The organism is Fusibacter sp. 3D3, assembly GCF_001748365.1.
GTDB lineage: Bacteria > Bacillota > Clostridia > Peptostreptococcales > Acidaminobacteraceae > Fusibacter_A.
Window position 1 is genome coordinate 31,000 of sequence record NZ_BDHH01000024.1, and the last position, 23,027, is coordinate 54,026.

The following is a 23,027-nucleotide window of genomic DNA, read 5'->3' on the forward strand; positions in this document are numbered from 1 at the left end:
TTTTTGTCCTCAACTCATGTGTTTATGTCCAATTCTGTACTGGGTTGGTGTTTGTCCAGAATATTTCTTAAACATTTTACTAAACTGTGCATAATCCTGATATCCCACTAGACGAGAGACTTCCGACAATTGAACCTCCTGCTCAGCACTTAAAATCTCTTTTGCTTTATTAACTCTGAACTTCACCAAGTACTCTGGAAAAGTACAGCCAACTTCCTTCTTAAAAAGTGCACATAATCATAATGTTTTGTAATCCCTTCAAGCATTTTGACCATGAGATCATCTTCACTTAGTGTCCCAGTGATTTTAAATGCACGCGTAATGTTGACAATAGATTTTTCTGAAGGAATGCGTTCAAAAGAAGACCCGCCGATATAACCCATGAGTTTGGTATCGCTATACATATATTGCACATCCACAGGCATTTTTACAGGTCCCCCGTAGATCATCTTGATCACATTGGGTCTTATGGCATCACAGACCGCTAAAATATTCTGTACTTTAGACTTTGCCACTTCCAAAGAAAGCACTTTTTTAGCACCGAGCATGCCCCCTGCTGTAAAGCCCAAATGAATACAGATGATATCTGCACCTGCTAGTAGCATGGCTTTAGCCTGTGTCTCATCGAACACAAAAGCCACTGTGAATAGGTCTTTTTCATGAGCGATTCTAATGGCCTCTACTTCTAAATCATAAGAATACCCCATTTCTTCAAGCGCCTCACGGTATTGACCATCAATTAACCCCACTGTTGGGAAATTGTTAATGCCTTCAAAATGCAATTCTTTTAACTGTTCTATGTAATTTTCAAGATTTATCGTAGGGTCTGTAGCATTGAGACCAAAAAATACAGGTATTTTTTTAATCACAGGTTTTATTTCTTTAAATGCAAATTCCAATACCATTTGGTTGCTATTGCAAAAAGGTAAAAAAGCCGCTAATGAGCTTCTCCCCATCTGCCTAAACTTGCCTGCATTGAGCGCAAGTAAAAAATCTGCACCCCCCTGCTCCGCATATTTAGCCGTACTCCCAGCACCAGATGCAACACCAATAATATGATTTCCAAGTTTGACTTGTCTTAAAAACTGTTCTATTATCATCTCCCGTGTCATCCTCGAGTCACCGCCTCTTTATAGTTTAAATAACTGGCAACAATGATAATGACAATGCCCATTAGACTCCATGTGTCAGGCAAAGCCCCCCAGATCACAAACGCAAGCATTGCACTGAAAATGATGTTCGCATACAAATAGATGGAGACATCTGAAGCTTTTGCATAATGATAGGCCATCGTTAAGAAAACTTGTCCACCAAGCCCCCCTAATCCCATCAAAAGCAAGTATAAAAATTCTTCTCCTGTGACCCATTTAAAATTTAAGAGCATCGGGATCAACATTACCACAGAAGAGAAAAAAGAAAAAAAGAAAACCACTGTTGAAGGGTGCTCGTAATTTTTTAATTTACCTAAAAATGTATAGGCAATCCCTGCAAATAAAGAGGATGAAAAACAGATTAAAGTGGGGATTAAGATCCCAGGCGCAGAGGGTTTAGAAACAATTGCAACACCAATCAAAGCCAATATTAAATACAAGTATTGTTTGGGACTAATTTTTTCCTTTAGAAAAATCGCCGCAAAAATCAACACCCAAAACTGTGAAAGTTTTTGAATCGTGGTGGCTGTGGCAACGTCGATTTTTGAAAGTGCATAAAACATCGCAACGATCCCTAATACGCCAGATAAACTTCGCCCTATTAAATACGGTCTGCCTTGAGCCGTTCCAAAAATAGGTGCATTATTTTTTCTTACGATGTAATAAGCGAAAAAAAGAGTAATAAAATTTCTAAAAAAAACTTTTTCATAAACAGGTATATCTACAGCTAATTTCACAGCGATCCCCATGACTGAAAAAGAAAAAGCAGAAATAAGCATCGCCAAAACGGCTTTATTCTTTTGACTTAAAGGTATCTTAATTGGATTTGTTTGCTCTTGCATCATAAATTCCCTTCACATTACAGCAATCAAGGAAGCCCTATGATTGGACTTCCTTAAAATTGTATCATAATATCTTATTTTGTATACCCATTAGGCATTTTTTGTTACGCTTTTGCGCCTTTTTATCAAGCTTTCTATTCCAGCTGTGAATAGGGCAAATGTCAGAATCATCGAACTGAATATGGTCTCTTGATTGAGTCCCTTTACGACACTCGTTTCCATGACCGGCTGAGTATGTGTCTTGCTTTTCAAGCCTTCAATTTGATTATTGGCCTCTACACGATCCCCACGGTCAGAATCTGTAGGGGGGCGCCTTTCTGTCGTCGTACCAAAAGGCATTGCGAGCCATTTGGTAAAACTGGTTGAAACCACATTGTATAAGCCAAAACCCATCACCATCATTAGTACTACGACTATGATTGGGGTACGAACGCGCCGAGAAATATGAAATTGCTTTTTTACCATCCCCTTTATATAATTTGCGTGTAATCCAATATGAATACCTAATAAAATAATGCTCACCGAACTCGCAAAATAATGAATCGTCTTCCAGTTCAGTGCTCGGCTTGAGATCTGCGTCAATATGGTCTTTGAAATCATTATGCCGCTTAGTGCAATCATAAAGAAGCTTATGAGCAGTAAAAGATTGATGATAAACCCAATGCGCGTTTTAAGTGGCAATTTTTTAGAGAAAATTCTCGGCGTTACACCTTTAATCCATGGAAAGTTCAAGCCAATATGGATGAGAAATAAGCCGCATATAACAAGCCCACCGATCTCATGAAATGCCAAACTCACTGTAAGCTTATTGTAAAACAAAGCAACTCCAACTAACATAAGAATGTCCAGTACCATTTTAAAGTGTTTTTTCTTCATGTACATACCTCTTTATCATTAATCTGTTTTTTATAATGATAAATGTATTTTCTTAAATAAAGATAAACTAACCCTAAAAAAATAAGGCTTCATTCTTAAGTTTAAAAAAATAGGTACTCACACAACACAATAACACATTTAAATGCCCTACACTCAAAGCGTAGATAAGGATTCAACTTCCCTGTAACCATAAAAAGAGGTAACAAAAATGCCTTTTCCACTGGTATCGTTTAATAAAGTCATCAAATAGTCCTTAGACGCATCCACTGGAACAATGCCCTTTAAAGAATAGACTTCCTGTAAACACTTGGTTTCGAGGACTTCACCTCTCATTTTTAATATGTCTGACATCGCTTTTCCCACATTTTCCTCTGGTACTTTTAACTCAAATTTTAAAAGTGGCTCTAAAAGCATTGTGCCACTCTTCTCAAGTGCACATTTTAAAACTTCTGGCGCCAATTTTCTAAAGTCTGATGGCGTGCTGTCAACACTGTTAAACTCTGAATAGAAAAAAGTAACTTTCAAATCGGTGAGCTCCCAGCCCTCAAGGCCACTGCTTAACGCAGCTCTCACCCCCTCTTCAACTGCATTTTGAAAAGGCTTTTTTAAATCGCCAAAAGAAACGCGCGTTTCAAATTTAAATCCTGAATGGATTGCCAGTGGCTCAAGCTTTAAACCAATGGTTGCTGCTAAGTGGTTCCCCTCTTTATACATGTAAATTGTGTGTTCGGCCTCTGATAAGGGTTTCTCTTTATAAATAGTTACCGTTTCAGAAATATGAACTTTTATATCAAATCGTTCTTGTAAAATGCTCTCTAATATTTCACGCTGTACGTTGCCAAAAATTTTGACTTCTATTTCATCCGTTTTTGCGTTAATACTATAATTAAGGAAAGGATCTTCATCGGTGAGTTGACTTAGCGCTTCAAGCAATTCTTTTCTTTGACCAAGATCTTCATAGACCATAGCCGCTTTGAGTAGAGGTGATGCAATATTCACTTTATCATTATAAAGTTCCTCGTGTAATAAGTTCTCTTGTGATGGCGCATCTGCCACAATACAGTCTTCAATTTTTAACTGATTAGAATAAATCACCCCAACCTCGCACGCACTGAGTTGATCCACAAAATGTAGTTTACCACCATTAAAGGCGCCCAATTGCGCTACTTTTAACAACTGCTCATTTCCCTTTATTTTACAAGTCTCTCTAACTTTGATTTGGCCCCCATACAGTCTTACATGACAGCGTCGCTGTCCTTTACGATCTCGATCGATTTTGTAGACACGTCCATATAAACTTTCTGTCTTTCTTGGGGAAAGCCACTTGGTGATAAAATCTAATAGTTCTATAATGCCCCGACCATGAAGTGCAGAGCCGTGAAGTATTGGAAATACTTTCAGCTTCATAAAGGCTTTAATTAACGTTTGTTCCACTTCCATTTGTGTCAATAGAATGCCATTTGCATATTTTTCTAATAATTCCCGATCCAACAATGCTGCAAATTCCATAAGTTTAATTTTCTCTTTAGAATCCTGCCAACAATCCATCAAATTAAAATCTCTCTGACTGGTATGATCCACCTTGTTTAACGTGATGATCTCTGATGTCAGCATCTCCTCTATATCATGATAAACAGCTTCAAGATCAACACCCATTCGATCTACTTTGTTGATGAAAATAACCGTTGGCATTTTAAGGCGCACAAGAGCCTCAAATATAATTCGGGTTTGAATTTGGACCCCTTCTTTAGCCGAAATCGCTAATATGGCGCCATCTAATACCGATAAGGAACGCTCCACTTCTGCTATAAAATCCATATGCCCTGGTGTATCCAATAAATTGATTTGTGTCGATTTCCAGTCAAAGGATACTGTGGAAGTTCGAACCGTGATCCCATGTGCTTTTTCTACGCTTAAACTATCCGTTACGGTATCGCCATTATCTACCCTGCCCAGCGTTCTAATGACGCCACTTTTATATAAAAATTGTTCTGTAATCGTTGTTTTTCCAGCATCTACATGTGCCACTATACCGATATTAATCATTTTTTGATTCAAAATATGCTCCTCTTTTATACTTAATCATTAGCTGTTGTCCACACTAATTTTAGGCATCATTATCCACAAAAACTTGCTTTGTCGGACCTGTTCTCGTCTAACCGATTGAACAGGTTAAACTTTCCTGCTCGAAGCTAGACGAAAACTCATGATTTACATAAAAAAACCACAGACATTTATGCCTGTGGTTAGGATTCATAATTTGAACGCCAAAAAACGTATCACTTTATCCTAAGTCATAAATATCATGCAAAATTAGTGTCAAATTGTCCTTTGATAAATTTGTACATGTCATATTTATGGCCTCCATTCGTTTATTTGAATACTAAATGTATTCGTCTTTATAAGGATAGCAAAACATAATAGAAAATTCAATAACACATCTCTTTTGTCATAAACTTGTAATGATCTTGTATTAAAATATAACGCTCTATTGATGACAAGGTAGAATTGTGATATTAAAATTAAGTTGTCCTTGTTTAAATTCCCTATTGCGATTTCCAATTTTTTTGTATATAATGACAGTAATAAACATTTCCAATTTATCAGAGTTTAATCGCTCGGGTAAATTAAACATCGATTGAATGGACCTTTACGAAGGTTCATCTTTCGTTTTTGGCTCACTGCGCCATTAATAACGCCTCAACCATGGCATTGCCTTGCAAGCGGGTCGGTGGCATATTGAAGTTTGCGTTCTCAGGTAAAAGCCCCCATTTCCAAACCATTTCTATTGATTCCAAATCCCAAGCACCAAGGACAAGCACTTCTGGCAGTTGACTCTCTCTCGTTATTTTGGGTTCTAGATCCATCGCTTTTGCAGAGCGCACTAAGAATACCGCGACTTCCTGCCAGGTTAGCACACGCGCACTTGAAAATCGATGATCCCCAGTGCCTGATGTGATTTTTTCGTTTACAGCCCAGTCTACTGCAGGTAAATACCACTCAAATCCCAAAAGATCGGCAAAAGTATTTTCATTTACCATTTGTTTTGGGCTACCAGCTGCTTTGTAGAGCATCCCCACAAATCGAGCACGCGTTAAAGGTACCCACTCCCGCTCTGCTATTTGGGGCAATGTAGAATCTGTTAATAACTGCTCCACACAAGTATCTACACCTAATAGATAATCCGCCAAAGTTTGAGGCATCTCCACATCTGGTATCAAAGAGACCGTATCCATACCCGCTGCCGCGTCAAAATAATCGCTCAACCCAATAAATTTTGAAGAAACCTGTACTTTAATCCCCGAATTCGGTAATTCAAATCCATTTACAGAACCAAAGTGATCTACACTACCACTGGTGGGTTCACCCACTAATACACTACCCATTTCCTGTAGTTCCACCGCATTAATGATCGCCGAAGAAAATGTCGTTTCACCTATTAAAGTAACTACTTTCACACCTTTTGTGTCCATCTCTTCTCTGAGCAACATCAAAAGTGGGTATATCACGCCATCCGATCCGCCGCCATTCTTCCGTAAATCTACCAATATACACTGATAATTGCCATTGCCTAAATCTGATTTAACTTGGTTGCAAAATTGTGTCATTGATAAATCTGGATCCTCTACACAACGATTGTACTGAATATAATAAGTATTGTCATTTAAAGACTTTGACGCATAGTATTTACTCATACTATCGGTAAATGGTTTTTTCTCACGAAGATCACTTAAAGATACCACAGAAAGCGCTTTTAAACTTTCAGCATCTACAGCATTTAATACGAGACTTTTTTCATGGCCTTCGCTATCCAAAAGAGAAAGCTTCAAAGACGCATCTTCATCCATAATCCCTGCATATCTGTAAAGCGCTTCTATATAGCTCGACTGTCCATAAGTGCGTCTCAGTTTTACAGCCGTATCCGCGCTCATAAATTTTGAAAAGCGTTCTAGAACTTGATCCATGGTAAAACCATTAATTGCAACGACTTGGTTTCCAAGAAAATCCTCATGACCCTTTTCTGTGGTACTCAAAACCCACGCCCCGTCAAACCAAGAAATTTTCATAGGGTAAAAATGCGTTTCATCGGCAATACTGCTGATGGACCGGTTTGTGTGAGAATCTCCCACAAGAGCAACCAGGCTCTGTAAGTCTAGAACAAAATCAACGTTGCTTTCCGTTTCTAAGCGAGATTCAATTGCCCTTTTTAACGATAAGAAATTTTCTTCTGACGCATTTGCAAACAGGTTCGGATGATAGGTCTTTAGGTTCTCATAAAGAAAATCTAAATCTTCTTGGCGTGTTTCCTGCCGCGTTTCATTTTCAGCTTTAACTTTAATTTCAGTTTCTGCTTTAACCTTAGTTTCAGTTCCAGTTTCCGTTTCTGCCGCCGCCATACTGACGTTCATCATTAGAACCATCAATAAGCAGATCAGACCTGTTGTTAAATAATTGCTTTTGAATTTGTTCAATTTAGTCACTCCTCTCCAAATAAAAAAATCACTACTCTTAATTCTAGCATGATAACACTTATAATTTCATTAAAGTTAGCAAAAAATTAGATTAAGACATCTATTGATATCTTAATCTAATTGACTTTTACTTCATTCATTTGGTCAAGCCATTTACGATTCTGCCATTCATTGTTAATCGCGGTTAGGATAAACATGTAGTCGCCTACCTTTATGATTGTATCCCCTTTGGGAATGAATTCTCTTTCACCCCGTTTAACGCTCACCAGCAGACAGTTCTTAGGCCAAGGTACATCACGCACTGTTTTATTTTCAAAGATGGAATCATGACGTACAATGCTTTCGATAATGATCTTTTTAGTGTGCTCTTCGTGATCTTCAAGCTGATGTTCTGTCGTGAGATTATCCAGAAGCGCATCATAGATAGGTAAACTTTTTAATTGATCTGCTATGATAAAAGCACCCATTGAAACGATCGTCAGAGACAGCATATGGCTAAGTGAACCTGTCATTTCCATAATGAGTACAATCCCTGTTATGGGCGCACGCACAATTGCCGCGAAAAATCCCGCCATAGCGAGAATGATGATATTGTCAAAAAGTGCTGGTGACAATCCAAAATATAAAATACTGATCTTCGCAAAAATGGCTCCAATTGTAGCGCCAAGTACTAATAATGGAAAAAATATGCCTCCTGGTGCTCCAGAACCAAAGCTAATCATTGAAAATAAAAATTTTAAGATTAGTAAAACGACTAAGAAGCCTATCCCCGAATCAGGCGTCAACAAACTGAACATATGATGCCCACTCCCTAGAATATAAGGAAAATAGAGCCCTACTAAACCCGCACAGACAAAAGGCACCACGATTCTATTATGATCCTTTAAAAAAGGCATCTTTTGATAAAGTTTCTGTGAATAGATGAGCACTGTATTATAAAACGCACCCAAAACGCCGACCACGATGCTCAAAACAATTATAAGCCAATATTCTTGTAAGCCTAATAAGCCTGTCACTTCTAAATTAAAGACAGGCTCTAAACCAAAAAAATTTTTAGAAATAAAATCGGCTACAACTGCAGCGCCCATTGTCGATAAAAGAATTATAGGTGAAAAATATTTAAAAATTTCTTCCAGTGCGAACATAACCCCTGCAAGTGGTGCATTAAACGCTGCTGCAAGGCCAGCACTTGCGCCGCTTGCGATTAAAATTTTGCGCTCCATTCGGCTTTTACCTGTTTTATTCCCGATACCTTCTGCAATACTTGCACCAAGCTGTATGGATGGCCCTTCTCGCCCAAGCGAAAGGCCTCCTAGGATTGCCACAGTGCCACCTGCAAATTTGCACAAAAGAGTATGCCACCAATTTTGATTAAAGTATCCCATTAGAATACCTTTTACTTGGGGAATACCACTCCCCCGAATCATCTTATTTTTTTGAGTCAAATAGGATAGCAAGAAACCTGCTAATATGAGCGCTAAAAAGAGTATCGGGATAAACTTAATATGCTCGCCTACATAAGCATATATACCAAATGCATAGGTTTCTGCCCGCGTTAAAATAAGCCTGTAAAAGACAACAACACCACCCGCAAGGGCCCCTACTAAAATACTTTGAAGTATAATCGGAATTCGCCTCGCATCATGCGAGGTGATGCTTTCGTAATTATTACCCATTTCTTCACCTCTTTAAATGACTATAATCCTTATTTCAATATTATTATACACTATGATTCTATCCTGTGCATCATAATTGATCTGCTATTTTTTCAACTTCATATGCGGATTGCGTAAGCTCTTCCATATCCTGTGCAACCTCTTCAGAAGCTTTTAATTGCTGATCGCCCAATATTAAAGCTTCTTCTATAGAAGCCATAATATCACGCGTTTCCTTCCGAATTGCAGTGGTTTTTTCTGTCCCCTCTGTGATGGCTTGAGCAGATACATGTAGCGTATTCTGAACCTCAAGTGTCATAACCAATATGATAGCACCAATGAGTATTCCATTCTTCATAACAGGTTTTCCAATAGATTTAACGGGAATTCCAAATCTTTCTTTCGGCACGATATGCATATAGTCTGTTTTGGATTTAAGCACTTTATCCACTGCACTATTGGGCACTGCTTTATTGCCTTCTTTTAACCCAATATCAAAACTCCTTGCAGGAATATATTTGACAATACAGCCTTCTTTATCTTCTATAACGATACTACAATCAATTGGAAATAGCGCTAAATACATTTCTGCAGCATTCATCAATGCCGCCAAATCTTCATATACCTCTTTTTCTTGATTAAATACTTGATTAGATACTTGATTAGATACTTGATTTATACGCATTTATAATCCTCCCCCATTTTATGACTCCAGACGCTGTTTAAAGCTTTATCAATTCTGAAAACAGATGTGAAATAGTTGTTTTATCACATGTATTCTAAGATTTTACCATGTCTGAATTGTCTGAAAAAGAGCGATTAATTGACTTTATTTGTTTTTTTGAGCACTATCAAAGCGTATACTCAGTCCGCTTCGCTACCTTCATAAACCTTACGCAATCCTATCGAATTGCATCCAGCGGGAGTTTGGACTCCCACCGAATTAGGAATGAGACTTAAACTTGTGCTTATCCCATTATGATTTCAACCCAATGATTGCCGCCATCATTAATCATCTGGATCACATTCTGCTTCTGTACAACACCGTCCAAAGACGTCTTCTGAACCCCTTGGCTGATATGATTTGGATTTAAAACCTTAATTTCATAGGTGGTATCAATAAACTGATATTTCATATAAAAATCTGCCCATTTTTTAGGCACACATGGGTTGATTATGAGGTTATCGCCTTCTTTATTAAACCCAAGTATATTTTCGACACCCACTTTATACATCCAGCTGGCTGAACCTGTATACCATGTCCATCCCCCTCTGCCCACATGTGGATAGCTGCTGTAAACATCCGCTGCCATAACATAAGGCTCCACTTTATAAATGGAAACTTCATGATTTGTCCGCGTATGGTTGACCGGATTGATGAGTTCGAACAATTCATGCGCCTTATCGCCGTTACCCAGTTTTGCAAAAGCGGCAACCACCCATGCTGCTGCATGCGTATATTGTCCACCATTTTCGCGGACTCCTGGCACATAGCCTTTGATATAACCTGGCTCTAAATCACCCTCATAGAAAGGTGGTGTCAACAATTTGATCAGCCCTTCTTCTTTCATGACCAAATAGTCTTCAAGAGCATGCATAGCCCGTTCAACTCTTACTGGATTGCCTGCACCAGAGAGTACCGCCCAAGTCTGTGCCAGAGAATCAATTTTACATTCGCTGTTTTGTGCAGAACCCAAGACATCACCATTATCGAAGAATGCACGTTTATACCAGTCGCCATCCCAAGCTTCTTTTTCAACAGCACTTACAAGCCCCGTGCAAATCTCAACATAGCGCTGTACACTCTCGAAATCGCCTTTTTGGATGCATATTGGCATAAAATTTTGGAGCGTCGTATAGAGGAACCATGCAAGCCAAACGCTTTCACCCTTTTGTCCGTTCCCCACTGTATTCATGCCATCATTCCAGTCACCAGTGCCCATGAGCGGCAACCCATGTTCCCCAAAGTTTAACCCATGTTCTAATGAGAGCATACAATGTGCATATAGTGTCCCCAACTCTTCAGAATATTTTGGTGTGCAATATCTTTCTTCTTCATACTCTTTTAGAATATCATCGACCACAAAGGGAACTTCACACTCTAAAATGGACACATCACCCGTAATTTTAACATACTCTGCTGTGACATAAGGCAACCACAGATAATCATCCGAGATGCGTGTTCTCATGCCTTTATTGGTCGGTTCATGCCACCAATGTAACACGTCCCCTTCTCTAAATTGATGCTGTGCGTGTTTTAGAATTTGTGCTTTCGCAATTTCAGGCCAAATCGCTGCTATAGCAAGACTGTCTTGAAGTTGATCCCGAAAACCAAAGGCCCCACCTGACTGATAAAAAGCAGCCCGACTCCATAGTCGGCATGATATAACTTGATAGAGCAACCAACCATTGAGCATCAGATTCATAGAAGATTCTGGTGTCTGAATTTGAACCACTTGTAACTTTTGCTTCCAAAATGCAATGACCTGATTGAGTGCCTCGTATGCCACATCATACTCTAGATATTGTTTCGCTTCATTTAAGACAGCCGCTTCGCCCGAGCTGACACCCAATACATAGACCAATTTTAGCGTTTCGCCTGGTGGTATGGATACATTGACTTGCATAGCCATGCAGGCATTGTATCCAGCGCCAACTGTCCCTGAAAGTCCGGCACGTCTCAATGTCTCAAGTGAGCCCGTACACTCATGGCCGTAAAACTCATGACGATCTCCAGTGACAGTTCTATCCGGCATAGAGACATCCATGTACATCTTTTCATCTATAAATTCTTGATTATAAGGATTTTCCACTGTTAAAGTCCCGTTTTCCAGTTGTGAGCTCATCAAGTGTAATCCCGTCACGCTGGGTTCAACACCGAGAACCGGCGTTGCGTAATAAGTGATCGAAAGATTTCGCTCCACGTCACCTTCATTTTTCAAATCAATCAGATTGATTTTCACGCGATCTTCAAGTGGCACAAATTGCACAAGCTTTTGTGCAATGCCATGACTGTTGTGCTTAAATTCTGTATAGCCAAAACCGTGTTCGATTCTGTAAGGTGTTTCTTCTCTAATCGGTTCAGGCGTTAACGACCAAATGTGGAGTGCTTCATCTCTCATATAAAATATTTCTCCAGGTTGATCACTTACAGAGTCATTACTCCATGGTGTCAATTTATGCTCGCGACTGTTGCCGCTCCAAGTGTAACCGCCGCCTGATTCCGTCACCATAAATCCAAATTTAGGATTTGAAATGACATTAGACCAAGGTGCAGGTGTTGTCTGCCCACTTTCAAGCTGTATGATGTAGGCGTCCCCCGCTTGACTAAAGCCCCCTAAGCCATTGAAAAAATGAAGGTTGGGATGAATATGACTCAACTGCTGAAGATTATTCTGAGGTTGATCTGCCACCAGATTTAATACGGGTTCTAATATTGGTGACAGCTCAAGCGGTTCTTCCAACATAAGTTGTTCAGACATCGTCTTCCCATTGCCCTTGAAAATCAAGCGTGCGATGGCGCTTAACAAATCGACATCACCCTCTGCCATGTTATTTGTATTGAGAATAAAGACGTCTTCGAGGTGATTTAATACACCACTGGTTTGGTTATCGTACACAATTTCTTTAACCAATTCGGACAAAGGATTGGTGTAACTATTCTCTTCATTAATGAGAATCACCAGATTGACTTTTATATCTTTTAATCGCCAAAATTCATGTGCTTTGAGCAATTCAAAGAGAATTTCAACTTCATCCGTTTTTTCGAGAATAACCAAAATAATAGGTTGATCTCCCGAAATACCATAAGACCACAGTGAGGACTGTCCTTTGTGATTCACACTAATCATTTGACGATACATTCTCCTAATTGGACTTAAATACAAAATGTCCTTAATCATATTTTGATAAAGTTCCATATCTGCCGCTTTTATGTTAAGGTATTTAGATTCTACTTCACTCCTTGCAAAGGCAAGCCAAAACGAAGCATCACAGGTTTCTAAATTCGCATACTTTTCCATCAATTCCAAAATACCTTCTTTACTATCCGCAACCATCGTCACAAATGAAATTCGAGCTGATCTGCCAGCCTCTATTTTTAATTGAAGTCTTAAGCTCAGCGCAGGGTCAAGAACCGTCCCCACAGTTCCTGATAAAGGCTTATCGCGTTCAAGCATGATTGGATTTTTTACCGTTCGATCACGACCTATAAACTGTACACGATCTGTCTCATACTGAAATTCACCCACCGTTTCGCCATCAACAACAGGCATGTGAGCCACCCATAAGGTGTTCTCTTCAACACTTCTAGGACGTCTATGCGCTAAGAGTGCATTAAAGGTGCTATTATATTCTGTTTCAACGAACAAGTTTCCGAACGCTGGATGTGCAACATCACTGGCTTGCGATGCCAAGACGACTTCAAAGAAGCTTGTCAGTTCAAGTATACAAGTATCCTCTCCATTATTTTTAAGCTTGATTCTTCTGATCTCGGCATTATCTGCTGAAGTGACAATCACCTCTGTGGTGGTTTCGATGTTTTCATCAGTTCTCTTATAAACCGCTTTGTCTGCTGTAAAAACGACTTCATAAACATCTGGGCGCGTTTTAAGCGGACAATACGTCGTCGACCAAATTTGGTTCGTATTTTTATTTTTTACATAAAAGAACATACCGTAATTGTCAATAACGGGATCTTCTCTCCATCGGGTTACAGCACTCACCCTTCCCTTGCTGTAGCCAGTCCCTCTATCGGTGACCATCACAAAATAACTGCCATTCGATAGAATATGTGCCATCGGAAGCGGTTTATTCAATTCTGTAAAACGTCTATACGAGCCTTTATCTCTATACACCAAGCCTTTGAATGGCATGATTTTTTCTTTATTATCTTTGCTCAACACTGCATTTGTGGGAACTCGTTCTTGAAGTAACAGTCGCGCTGCATTTGCATACGGATCTTCTGAAAACCTTGTTTGCATGATGTTGTCGTTTAAATAATTGGTAAGCGCCAATAAACTCATCCCTTGATGATGTGCCATATAACTTTTGATGACCACATGTTTTTGATCAAAGGTGAGTCTTTCAGGCGTATAATCCGCAGCTTCATAGTACCCATAAGGACCCTCAAGCCCCTGTGAATTCAAAGTTTTGATATTTTCATAAGCTTCGAAAGGCGCTACCATTAATGCCAAAAAAGTCGCATAAGGCGCAGTAACCGCATCTTCAATAAGGCCTCTTTTAAGCCCAATCCATGGGATTCCAATGGCTTTGTATTGATAATCCAAATGTATGTCCAGAGAATTAAATGCAGATTCAGATATGCCCCAAGGCATTTGTCTCTCTTTGGCATATTTTTTCTGACATTTGATGACAAACGAATACGTTTCATCTAGTAATGTATTCTTATAACTTTTCATGATCAATAAAGGCATCAAGTACTCAAACATGGTGCCGCTCCAAGAGACCAGCCCTTTGTAACGATTGACTACCGTCAGCGCTCGACCTAGCATAAACCAATGTTTTGGAGGCACTTCTCCCCTTGCTATGGCGATATAACTCGCCTGTCTCGCCTCTGATGCAAGTAGATCATAGTAAGAATTGGTCATACGATTGTCTTCTATGTTATAGCCGATGGAAAAGAGTTGTCTCCGATGCTCAAAGAGCACTGAAAAACGAGTCTCGATCGCCAAACGGTCTACCCAAGCGATCATGGTTTCCAGTCCGTTGATAAAATTCTGCGCGAAACTTTGTGCGGTTTCCACGGAAACTTTTAGATCGTTAAGCCATTGAACAGCCGTCGGTAGCGCTGGTCCAGCTGGCAGTTCTGGTCCCGCTGATAATGCTGTCATATCAGATGCATCCAACCATTGAAGCAATTCATCAATCTGAGTCAAGAGGGCTGTGTTTCTACTAGATACATCTCCAAGGTTAACGTTGAATTTCAGCAACTTTAAAAGAGGTCGCATAGGGTCCTCAAAGGTTTCAGTCAGCAAGACACTTGGCATTTGATTGATCTGATCCAGCCACGGTGAGAAGCTAAGCACTTCACTTTTCAGTGATTTCAGTAACTCAAAGGTTCTTACTCGCCAAAGTTTAGACTCTAGTTCTAAAAGTTCAGTACTGCCCAGCAAATGGCTGAGTGACCTCTCCCAAGTATGAAGATCAATCCCTTCTGTAAAGCTATTTTTATCAAATCCGAACTGCTCCAGTGGATTGTCTTTACCACTTACCAACGCATTTTGAAGGGTATCTTCCAGACCTCTTATATACGCGGCATCCACCACAGGTTTTTTATAGAGTGCCTTTAATCCCTGTGCTAAAGTCATCAAGTAACAAACATAGTTCCCACTATCCACCGTGGAAATATAACGTGGTCTCAGTGGTTCTAAAGTGCGTGTATCATACCAGTTGTAGAGATGACCGTTCCATTTCTCAAGCTTTTCAATCGTGGATAGGGTTTGGGTCAACCTTTTTGACATTTCCAAAGTGCCTATATAGCCCATATCCCTTGCGGATAAGGTTGCAAGTAGTCCAAGTCCGATATTCGTAGGCGACGTTCTATAAGCCACACCGCGATTGGGCTCTTCTTGAAAATTATCGGGCGCCAGTCCATTGTTTTTATCATTTGCAAATTCTTCAAAATAGCGCCATGTTTTTCGTGCGATCTTTCTGAGCTCTAGCAATGCCTCAGGTTCAAGCAATTTGGTATTTTGATCGCAATTCTTACTGATCACATAGGCGATCAAAGGTGAAGTCAACCAAAAACCCATCAAAATAACACTTAAGTTCATGTACTCAGGCTTCACAAAACGCGCCGAGACGACAATGAGCACGCCCAGTATAAGACTTGGTCCCATGGACACCACATAATTCATAAGCGTATTGCTTTGAAACCTTTCGGCATCATCCGAAGTCACCCATTCCAGCATTTTTTTTCTTGAAAAAAGCACTCGATACAGCGTTATGCCTATGGCATTGAGAACCAATACGGATTGATAAGGCAAAAATACGATGGTAAATATCAGTTGAAATAATGAGGACTTAATGCCAAAAAAACCTCTGATATGACGCTTTACAGGATTAAATATCGGTGCATCTGATACCAGTTCACTAAAGATGTGAATGAGGAGCGGCAGTCCCATAACCATGAGCCCATACCCTGTCCAAAACCAAGCACTCCCTGGCAATATACTAAATCCTGAAATCCATAAAAGCATTAAAGAAGGGGCCACAAGGCTTCTTCTAAGGTTATCGGTGATTTTCCATTTGGAAATCTTAGAAATCGGATTGGTCACCTTGATTAAATTTCTGTTGTGGATGGTTTTTCCGAGCCAAGGCAAAAGTTGCCAGTCTCCGCGTACCCACCTGTGAAGCCTAGTCATATAGGCATTGTACTTCGTTGGATAAGAATCCACCAATTCTAAATCAGAAACTAGAGCCGCTCTCACATAAGAGCCTTCAAGTAAGTCATGACTTAACACAGCATTTTCTGGCACAATATCTTTTAAAACCGAATGGAAAACGCGAAGATCGTAAATGCCCTTTCCTGTGAAAACGCCTTCGCCGAATAAATCTTGATAAACGTCTGAAATCGCACTGGCATAGGGATCCATCCCTTCTTGACCCGTTAGAATCCTTGAGAACAGAGAACAATTTGCACTTTCAATATCATATGAAATTCTAGGTTGCATTAACCCATAGCCCTGCACTACGATCCCTCTATTGGGATCGACGATCGGCGTGTTCAGTGGATGCGCCATAGTGCCAATCATCTGCTTTGCCATTCCAAGTGGCAGTATGGTATCTGCATCTAACGTGATGATGTATTTGATTTTGGATTTTGGCATTATGTTGTCCGAATACTCACAGAAGCTGGTTTCATCTGAGCCGAGTAACATCTCATTGAATTCCATAAGTGCGCCTCTTTTGCGCTCCCATCCTGTCCAAGTGTTATCATTTGTATTGTGAACGCTCAGTCTATGATAGAAATAAAAGATCGTTTCATTGTCTTTTGCATATCTTAAATTTAATGCTTTAATACCCTTTTCTGCTTTGACTAATATAGGATGATCCTTTTGTGTATTTGGGCCCTTTGAATCTTTAAACGCACCAATTAGAGCAAAATAGAGATTCTTTTCTGGATTGGAAAGATAATGGCTCTCAAGATGTTTGATGAGTTCTGAAACACGATCCACATTGTTGAGCAGGACCGGAATCACGACCATAGTGCCTAATGCTTCTGGAATGCCTTCTTTTAACTCAAGTCTTGGAAATAGTGCAGGTTTCTTAAGCAAAGTGACGATCCAATTCACCAGAGTGATCGCCATCTCAGATGCGGGTATGAACGCCACTGTAATCACACCCCATAAAAGCCATAGCGATCTGCCTTCTAATTTTTTAAAGCCATAACGCGCAGCGAGCAACATTAATAACACCATCATAAAACTTATAGCGCCGGCATAGAGCCTTCCGGGATTTCTATTCGCCTTTTTTTTCAACCGATTTCGTAAATTTGTGTTGCTTCTTTGGGCCTCTTCAAGTTGTTTGACACCATCACCCAGTAAATAATAGCCCACGTGTATTTTGCGATTGTACATATTTTGAGTTTCGTTTTGAGAATTGCCTGTAAGTGCTTCTTTGTTAGCCAATTCAATAGCTTCCCTTGCTATATGAATTTCTGAGACGCGATAGGCTCTCGCCAGTGTCTCAATCTGTCTTAAGTAATATCCACGTGAGGTTTCATCCATCGCCAAATAAGTCTCATCGGGATCCGTTTGAAGAATTCTTTCGACGAAACTTGCAGATTCAAAAAAATAACTCCAATTTAGATTCGATACGTATTTTAAACTCATAATACAGTTGCCAAATGAGACCGTGCTCACCGCTTGTGCATTATGCTCCCTTTGGGCGATAAGTTCTGCAGTCATGCCATATTTATCAAGTATTTCATCAATGCCTCTGAGCACGTTTGAATAGCTACGGCCTGATCTTCTTAAACGGTAAAATAAATGTTCTACAAAAGTTGGATTGGCCTCGTCATCTTTTTCAAGGGTGCTTATAAACAGCGTCATCATTTTTTCAAGATCATTGACTTCATCTGACCAGTATTTATCTATGAGCACATCCGCTTTGTTCCATTCCCTTTGTGTATCCTTTATTTTTTCACAAATCATTCGAACATGCTCGATTAAAGCAATCCGCATCATAATGGGCAGAACCCGAATCTCTCTATCGAAAAGAATGCTGTGAGATTGATAAGCTTCCAAATATTTAAGAAGTGTACTTTCTTCAACTTGACCATCTACTAGAGAAATAAACTCTATAGCGATGGCAAATATACGTGTATAGCCTTTAAATGGCCCTTTTTTAAGGACTGGTAGCTTATAGTAGTTTTTTTTAGTAAGCGCACCTCGAACACCCTTGACTTGCTCTTCTATGATATAGAAATTGTCAAGGAGCCATTCAGCCGCTGGAGGAACAGATTTTTTTTGATTCACATCGTCATTTAGACTCTTGTAAAGCGATAAAATCAAATCATAATTATCATTCATTCGAGTCATTGGCCAATTTAGCACATTCCGCTTAACCGATACAGCATGATCTTGAGCCATTCTTTTAGCACGCTTTTCAAGTTCTTCAACAGTTAATGAGGCATAACGTATGTTTAGGTCTCTGTTTTTTCTTAAACGTAAAAAAAGCATGATAACCGATAGTATAACTACCGCAAAAATGCCTATCTGAATCCACGTTGAATCATTCAATACAATACCTTCTTTCCACTGGGTATTTCTTAACCATTGAGGGGACAACATCCTATCCTTATGAAAAAAGCCACTTATATAAAATAAGTGGCTTGAAGCTTAATCTATTGTTCCGTAACATTTGTCACCGCTAATGTTCCTACTTTAAAGTATACGCTTATTAGAGGACTTTGTCAATTTGTGGCAATATTTTTACCATATCGAAACGGAATTGCAATCGTCCTATTAAAAAAGGCTATGATCGGTCCCATAAAAAAGGCTGTTACCAGTGTGCCAACACCCACTGTCGCCCCAAGTAAAAAGCCTATTACCGTACAGAGTAAGTCTGTGCCCATTCGACAATACTGAAACTTTGCAACTTTTTTTTCTGTCATAATCAGAGCAACAGCATCATAAGTCGAAACACCTAAGTCCCCCGTAAAATACAGTGCTGAACCGAAGCAAATGACCAAAATGCCTATAATCAATGAAATGCCCCTGATGAGCAGTGATGGGGCTGGTATCCAAAAATTAAAGAGCCATGACGAGAATTGAACCACATATCCAAGCAAGAAAATATTGATGACTGTACCCAATCCAATCTTGGTTTTATCAATAAAGAATATGCCTATGAGCATCAATAAATTTAAAATCGTATAAAAGGTTCCAAATCCAATCGATGTATGATTCCAAATACCGTGAGCAAATACTTGAAACGGGTCCATTCCAAACAGCGCAAGGTTGAAAATACCTACGCTAAACCCCGTAATCAACACCCCTACAACGGTCATAAAAATTCGTTTTTGTTTTTCATTCATATCAAATTCTCCTCTAAAAATCTCATTATTAATATTATAGAACATCGGTGTGCTTTTGTAACTTATTTTTTAACCCGACGGAAGAGGAACCACAACCTCTTTTGACATTTCATAATATTTTTTTGAATTTTAACCACTCCTTTTATTTGACAAATACCTATATTGTGGTAAAATATCTAGTATAAAGGAGGACGTGTCCATGAAAAAAAAACCCGTGAAAATCACTGTATTTTTACATATTGAGCCAGAGAAGGATTCTCTCATCAAAGTTCACCAAATTTACAACAGTACTTACAAGAAACACTAAAGTATAAGGTCATTTTAACCCTATCACAGCAAAACAAAAGCCACTTAGCAGCGTTGCCAAGTGGCTTTACCTTTTTTACTATTTTGCTGTACTTCTATAACGTGCCATCATTCTAGCAAGTCCACCGCCATTTTCAGAGTTAGTGAAACCCATAGCCATTAAAATTTGTAATGCATAGGCACTTCTTGCACCTGATGCACAGTAAAGAATAATCTTTCTATCTTTGTCTTGAAGCTCGCTTGCTCTATATTCGAGTTCGTCTAGTGGAATGTTGATCGCACCTGGATAAGCACCATATGCATACTCATCTTCAGAGCGTACATCGATAATCAATGGTCCAGTCTGAACTTCTGCCTTTACTGCTTTTACTTCTTCTTTAACATCTTTAGCTTTCTCTTCCGTGTTGGTTTCTCCAAGTTTTTTCGCCTCTGGCGCGGGTAAATTAAGAACAAAGTTTAATGGCTTAATGGCTCTAGCATAGTTTGAGAGACTTATAAAGCCACCGCTCACATTGAGTACATTTGTAAAGCCAGCACCTACTAAAGTACGTAATGCTTGATGCCCTTTTTTACCTGTTTCATCATAAACAAAGGTCAACTGATCCTTTTGTAATTTATCAAGCGTTGAAGCAAGCATTTCTAGTGGTATATTAACAGCACCTTCAACATGTGCTTTTTCAAATGAAAACACGTCTCGAACGTCGATCCAAAGTGCGCTTTTCTCCTCTAAATAGTCATCTAGTTCATGGATCGTAAGTGTAGGCGAAAAACCTGAAATTCTATTTTCAGCAACATATGCTGCCATATTAATCGCATCATTTGCATTGCCAAGTGGTGGCGAATAAGCAAAATCCATATCTGCTAAATCAGAAACTGTGAGCTTAGCAGATACGGCAGTTGCTAAAACATCAAGTCTTCTATCAGCACCAGCATAACCTGCCGTTTGACCCCCAAGTATAATGCCCGTCTCTTTATCATAAACCACAAGAACGGTTACAAGCTCTGCACCTGGATAATAAGAAGTATGATTTTCTTTATGAATAACAATCGCATCTGCATTAATGCCTTCAGCTCTTGCAGCCTTTAACGAAATCCCCGTAATACCTGCTACTGCTTCAAAAACTCTGACGATTGATGTCCCAATAGACCCTTTATATTCATGTCTTTGACCAAGTGCATTTTCTGCAGCGATTCGACCTTGTCGATTCGCTGGACCAGCAAGTGGAATACGCACTTTTTTGCCGAGTACGCGGTGCTCTAATTCGATCATATCCCCAGCAGCATAGATGTTATCATCACTGGTTTTTAATGTGGAATCCACTAATATGCCACCTGCAGGTCCCATTTCAAGACCCGTTTCTTGCGCAAGCTTCAAAGTAGGGCGTACACCAATTGATAATAAGACCATGTCTGCAGTAACCTTTGTGCCATCGTTAAGAAGCACACTGCTTGCATGAATCTCAGAGAGTGCTTTATTGGTGTATAAATCCACATCATATGCAATCAATTCTTCTTGAATAAAACCTGATATTTCAGCTTCCATAATCCCCATGACATGCGGCATCATTTCCACTACAGAGACTTTCAGGCCTCTTTTAGCAAGAGCTTCTGTCATCTCAAGCCCTATAAAGCCCCCGCCTACAACAACTGCTGTTTTAGGCTGCTTATTTGTTATAAAGGCATCAATTTTATCCATATCGTCTAGAGTCCAAAGTTGAAAAACGTGCTCTTGATCTGCACCTAGAAGTGGTGGTGCTATCGGCTTACCACCTTGAGCTAAAATAAGCTTTGTATACTCAAATTGATTCTTTTTACCCGTCCTGGAATCTGAAGTATGCACAACTTTACTTGCTCTATCAATTGACGTTGCAGTTGTATGGATATGAACTGTCGTTTGATACTGATCATTAAAGCTCTCTGGACTCTGTAAAATTAATTTTGAACGACTTTTGATATCCCCGCCAATATAGTATGGCAATCCACAGTTTGCAAATGATATATCTGCACCCGCTTCTAGGATTGTAATTTCTGCATCTGCTGAAAGTCTTCTCACTTTTGCTGCAGCGGTCGCACCAGCTGCTACACCACCAATAATAACTATTTTTTCCATATAAAACTCCTCATTTAATGTATTTTTAGAGAAAATCAAAGACTATTAACTTCGAATTTACTTTTTAACTTTTTTCTCTTCTTGCACCCCCATACCCATGGGGTGTATCTACATTTTAATGGTTATTCTATCTGTTGTCAATCCTAATCAAAAAAGTTTACAATTGATTATGATTGGTTAGGGTGTCAAAGTTGTGTATGCCGAACAAGAACGCTAACCTTATGATATACCCGTTAATACTAATCCTGGCGAGGATATTTCAAGCCTATCGGGATGCTATAAAAATTGATGTACTGCAATGAAAGCTATGATTGCACATAACCCCATCATACCGACTATAAAACCAAAACTTTTTAACCGATTTTCATTAAAGATCACCTTGTATTTAATTTGATATGCTGTGGAGATAAAGCTCCCTATAATCACAATGCCCATAAGATCCCAATTGTCATGAATAAAGCCTATGTTGTGAGGCAGACCTCTCACCATGACGGCTATCAGAATTGCAAACAACGCAAATCGGCCCATATAAGCATCCCCCTGATTGACGATTTGTTTAGTGCGCTCATCCACACGTCCATACAAGAGTGCTTTATCATGCTTAGAACGTTTATTTAAATTTGTCGATTCCGATTTATGCATTAGTCTATTCCTCCTCGAGGTAGAAAACCTCTTCAAACGTTTTTTCAAGTCTCCGACATAATATTAACGCCAGCTTTGCTGTAGGACTATATTGTCCCGTTTCAATCGAACTGATCGTCTGACGGGATACACCCGCTAGGTTTGCCAGCTGTTCCTGTGATAAGTTCCTCTCCACTCGAGCCAGCTTAAGTCTATTTTTAAAAATTACCCTGTCATCCAATAAACCACCTCCATGTCATTAGGATACATCTTTAATGAAAAGATGTCAGGTCAACTTGTCATATCGATAAGTTGACTTGACATCTCGATAAGTTTACTTGACATCTCGATGAATTAACTTGACTGAAAGTCAGATTGACACGCTTACCTACGAGCCTATTGGTAATTCGTATTCTAAGTTTAATTTTACTGA

Annotated in this window: 11 protein-coding genes and 1 pseudogene; all 12 read right to left on the reverse strand. The window is 39.4% G+C overall.

Translation table 11 applies throughout. The features are described 5' to 3' along the window. Positions 1 to 9 precede the first annotated feature (9 nt). Positions 10 to 1,112: pseudogene (locus tag F3D3_RS20340) on the reverse strand (phosphoenolpyruvate hydrolase family protein). Then, positions 1,109 to 1,996: a DMT family transporter gene (locus F3D3_RS20345; RefSeq protein WP_084389199.1), complete on the reverse strand. Its 888-nt coding sequence runs from the start codon at positions 1,994 to 1,996 to the stop codon at positions 1,109 to 1,111. The pseudogene F3D3_RS20340 and the gene F3D3_RS20345 overlap by 4 nt, the downstream one beginning before the upstream one ends. Positions 1,997 to 2,083: 87 nt before the next feature. Further along, a complete protein-coding gene (locus F3D3_RS20350) occupies positions 2,084 to 2,869 on the reverse strand; it encodes a DUF4405 domain-containing protein (RefSeq protein ID WP_069876275.1) in 786 nt (261 codons plus the stop codon). Positions 2,870 to 3,022: 153 nt separating this feature from the next. Then, complete coding sequence (locus F3D3_RS20355) at positions 3,023 to 4,927, reverse strand: translation factor GTPase family protein (RefSeq protein WP_069876276.1); 1,905 nt, start codon at positions 4,925 to 4,927, stop codon at positions 3,023 to 3,025. Between the two features lie 620 nt (positions 4,928 to 5,547). Continuing rightward, a complete protein-coding gene (locus tag F3D3_RS20360; protein WP_069876277.1) occupies positions 5,548 to 7,341 on the reverse strand; it encodes a hypothetical protein in 1,794 nt (597 codons plus the stop codon). A 116-nt stretch (positions 7,342 to 7,457) separates the two neighbouring features. Continuing rightward, entirely contained in the window at positions 7,458 to 9,017 is a 1,560-nt protein-coding gene (locus F3D3_RS20365; RefSeq protein WP_069876278.1) for a ClC family H(+)/Cl(-) exchange transporter, read from the reverse strand. Between the two features lie 70 nt (positions 9,018 to 9,087). Next, positions 9,088 to 9,681, reverse strand: coding sequence for a hypothetical protein (locus F3D3_RS20370; RefSeq protein ID WP_069876279.1), 594 nt, complete (start codon positions 9,679 to 9,681; stop codon positions 9,088 to 9,090). 283 nt (positions 9,682 to 9,964) lie between these two features. Further along, positions 9,965 to 18,760, reverse strand: a complete 8,796-nt coding sequence (locus tag F3D3_RS20375) for a GH36-type glycosyl hydrolase domain-containing protein (RefSeq protein ID WP_242877180.1) — start codon at positions 18,758 to 18,760, stop codon at positions 9,965 to 9,967. Positions 18,761 to 18,933: 173 nt separating this feature from the next. Continuing rightward, positions 18,934 to 19,557: a YitT family protein gene (locus F3D3_RS20380; RefSeq protein WP_069876280.1), complete on the reverse strand. Its 624-nt coding sequence runs from the start codon at positions 19,555 to 19,557 to the stop codon at positions 18,934 to 18,936. Positions 19,558 to 19,942: 385 nt separating this feature from the next. Next, positions 19,943 to 21,973, reverse strand: a complete 2,031-nt coding sequence (locus tag F3D3_RS20385) for an FAD-dependent oxidoreductase (RefSeq protein WP_069876281.1) — start codon at positions 21,971 to 21,973, stop codon at positions 19,943 to 19,945. 276 nt (positions 21,974 to 22,249) lie between these two features. Then, the gene (locus F3D3_RS20390) at positions 22,250 to 22,615 is read right to left on the reverse strand and encodes a hypothetical protein (protein ID WP_069876282.1); all 366 of its coding nucleotides are present in this window, start codon (positions 22,613 to 22,615) and stop codon (positions 22,250 to 22,252) included. Between the two features lie 4 nt (positions 22,616 to 22,619). Then, the gene (locus F3D3_RS20395; protein WP_069876283.1) at positions 22,620 to 22,835 is read right to left on the reverse strand and encodes a helix-turn-helix transcriptional regulator; all 216 of its coding nucleotides are present in this window, start codon (positions 22,833 to 22,835) and stop codon (positions 22,620 to 22,622) included. Between the last annotated feature and the right edge of the window lie 192 nt (positions 22,836 to 23,027).

What these genes read in the sequence shown, in the direction of transcription:
- F3D3_RS20345 (WP_084389199.1), bottom strand. Translation starts at nt 1,996, where the DNA reads ATGATGCAAGAGCAAACAAATCCAATTAAGATACCTTTAAGTCAAAAG.
- F3D3_RS20350 (WP_069876275.1), bottom strand. Translation starts at nt 2,869, where the DNA reads ATGAAGAAAAAACACTTTAAAATGGTACTGGACATTCTTATGTTAGTT.
- F3D3_RS20365 (WP_069876278.1), bottom strand. Translation starts at nt 9,017, where the DNA reads ATGGGTAATAATTACGAAAGCATCACCTCGCATGATGCGAGGCGAATT.
- F3D3_RS20370 (WP_069876279.1), bottom strand. Translation starts at nt 9,681, where the DNA reads ATGCGTATAAATCAAGTATCTAATCAAGTATCTAATCAAGTATTTAAT.
- F3D3_RS20380 (WP_069876280.1), bottom strand. Translation starts at nt 19,557, where the DNA reads ATGAATGAAAAACAAAAACGAATTTTTATGACCGTTGTAGGGGTGTTG.
- F3D3_RS20385 (WP_069876281.1), bottom strand. Translation starts at nt 21,973, where the DNA reads ATGGAAAAAATAGTTATTATTGGTGGTGTAGCAGCTGGTGCGACCGCT.
- F3D3_RS20390 (WP_069876282.1), bottom strand. Translation starts at nt 22,615, where the DNA reads ATGCATAAATCGGAATCGACAAATTTAAATAAACGTTCTAAGCATGAT.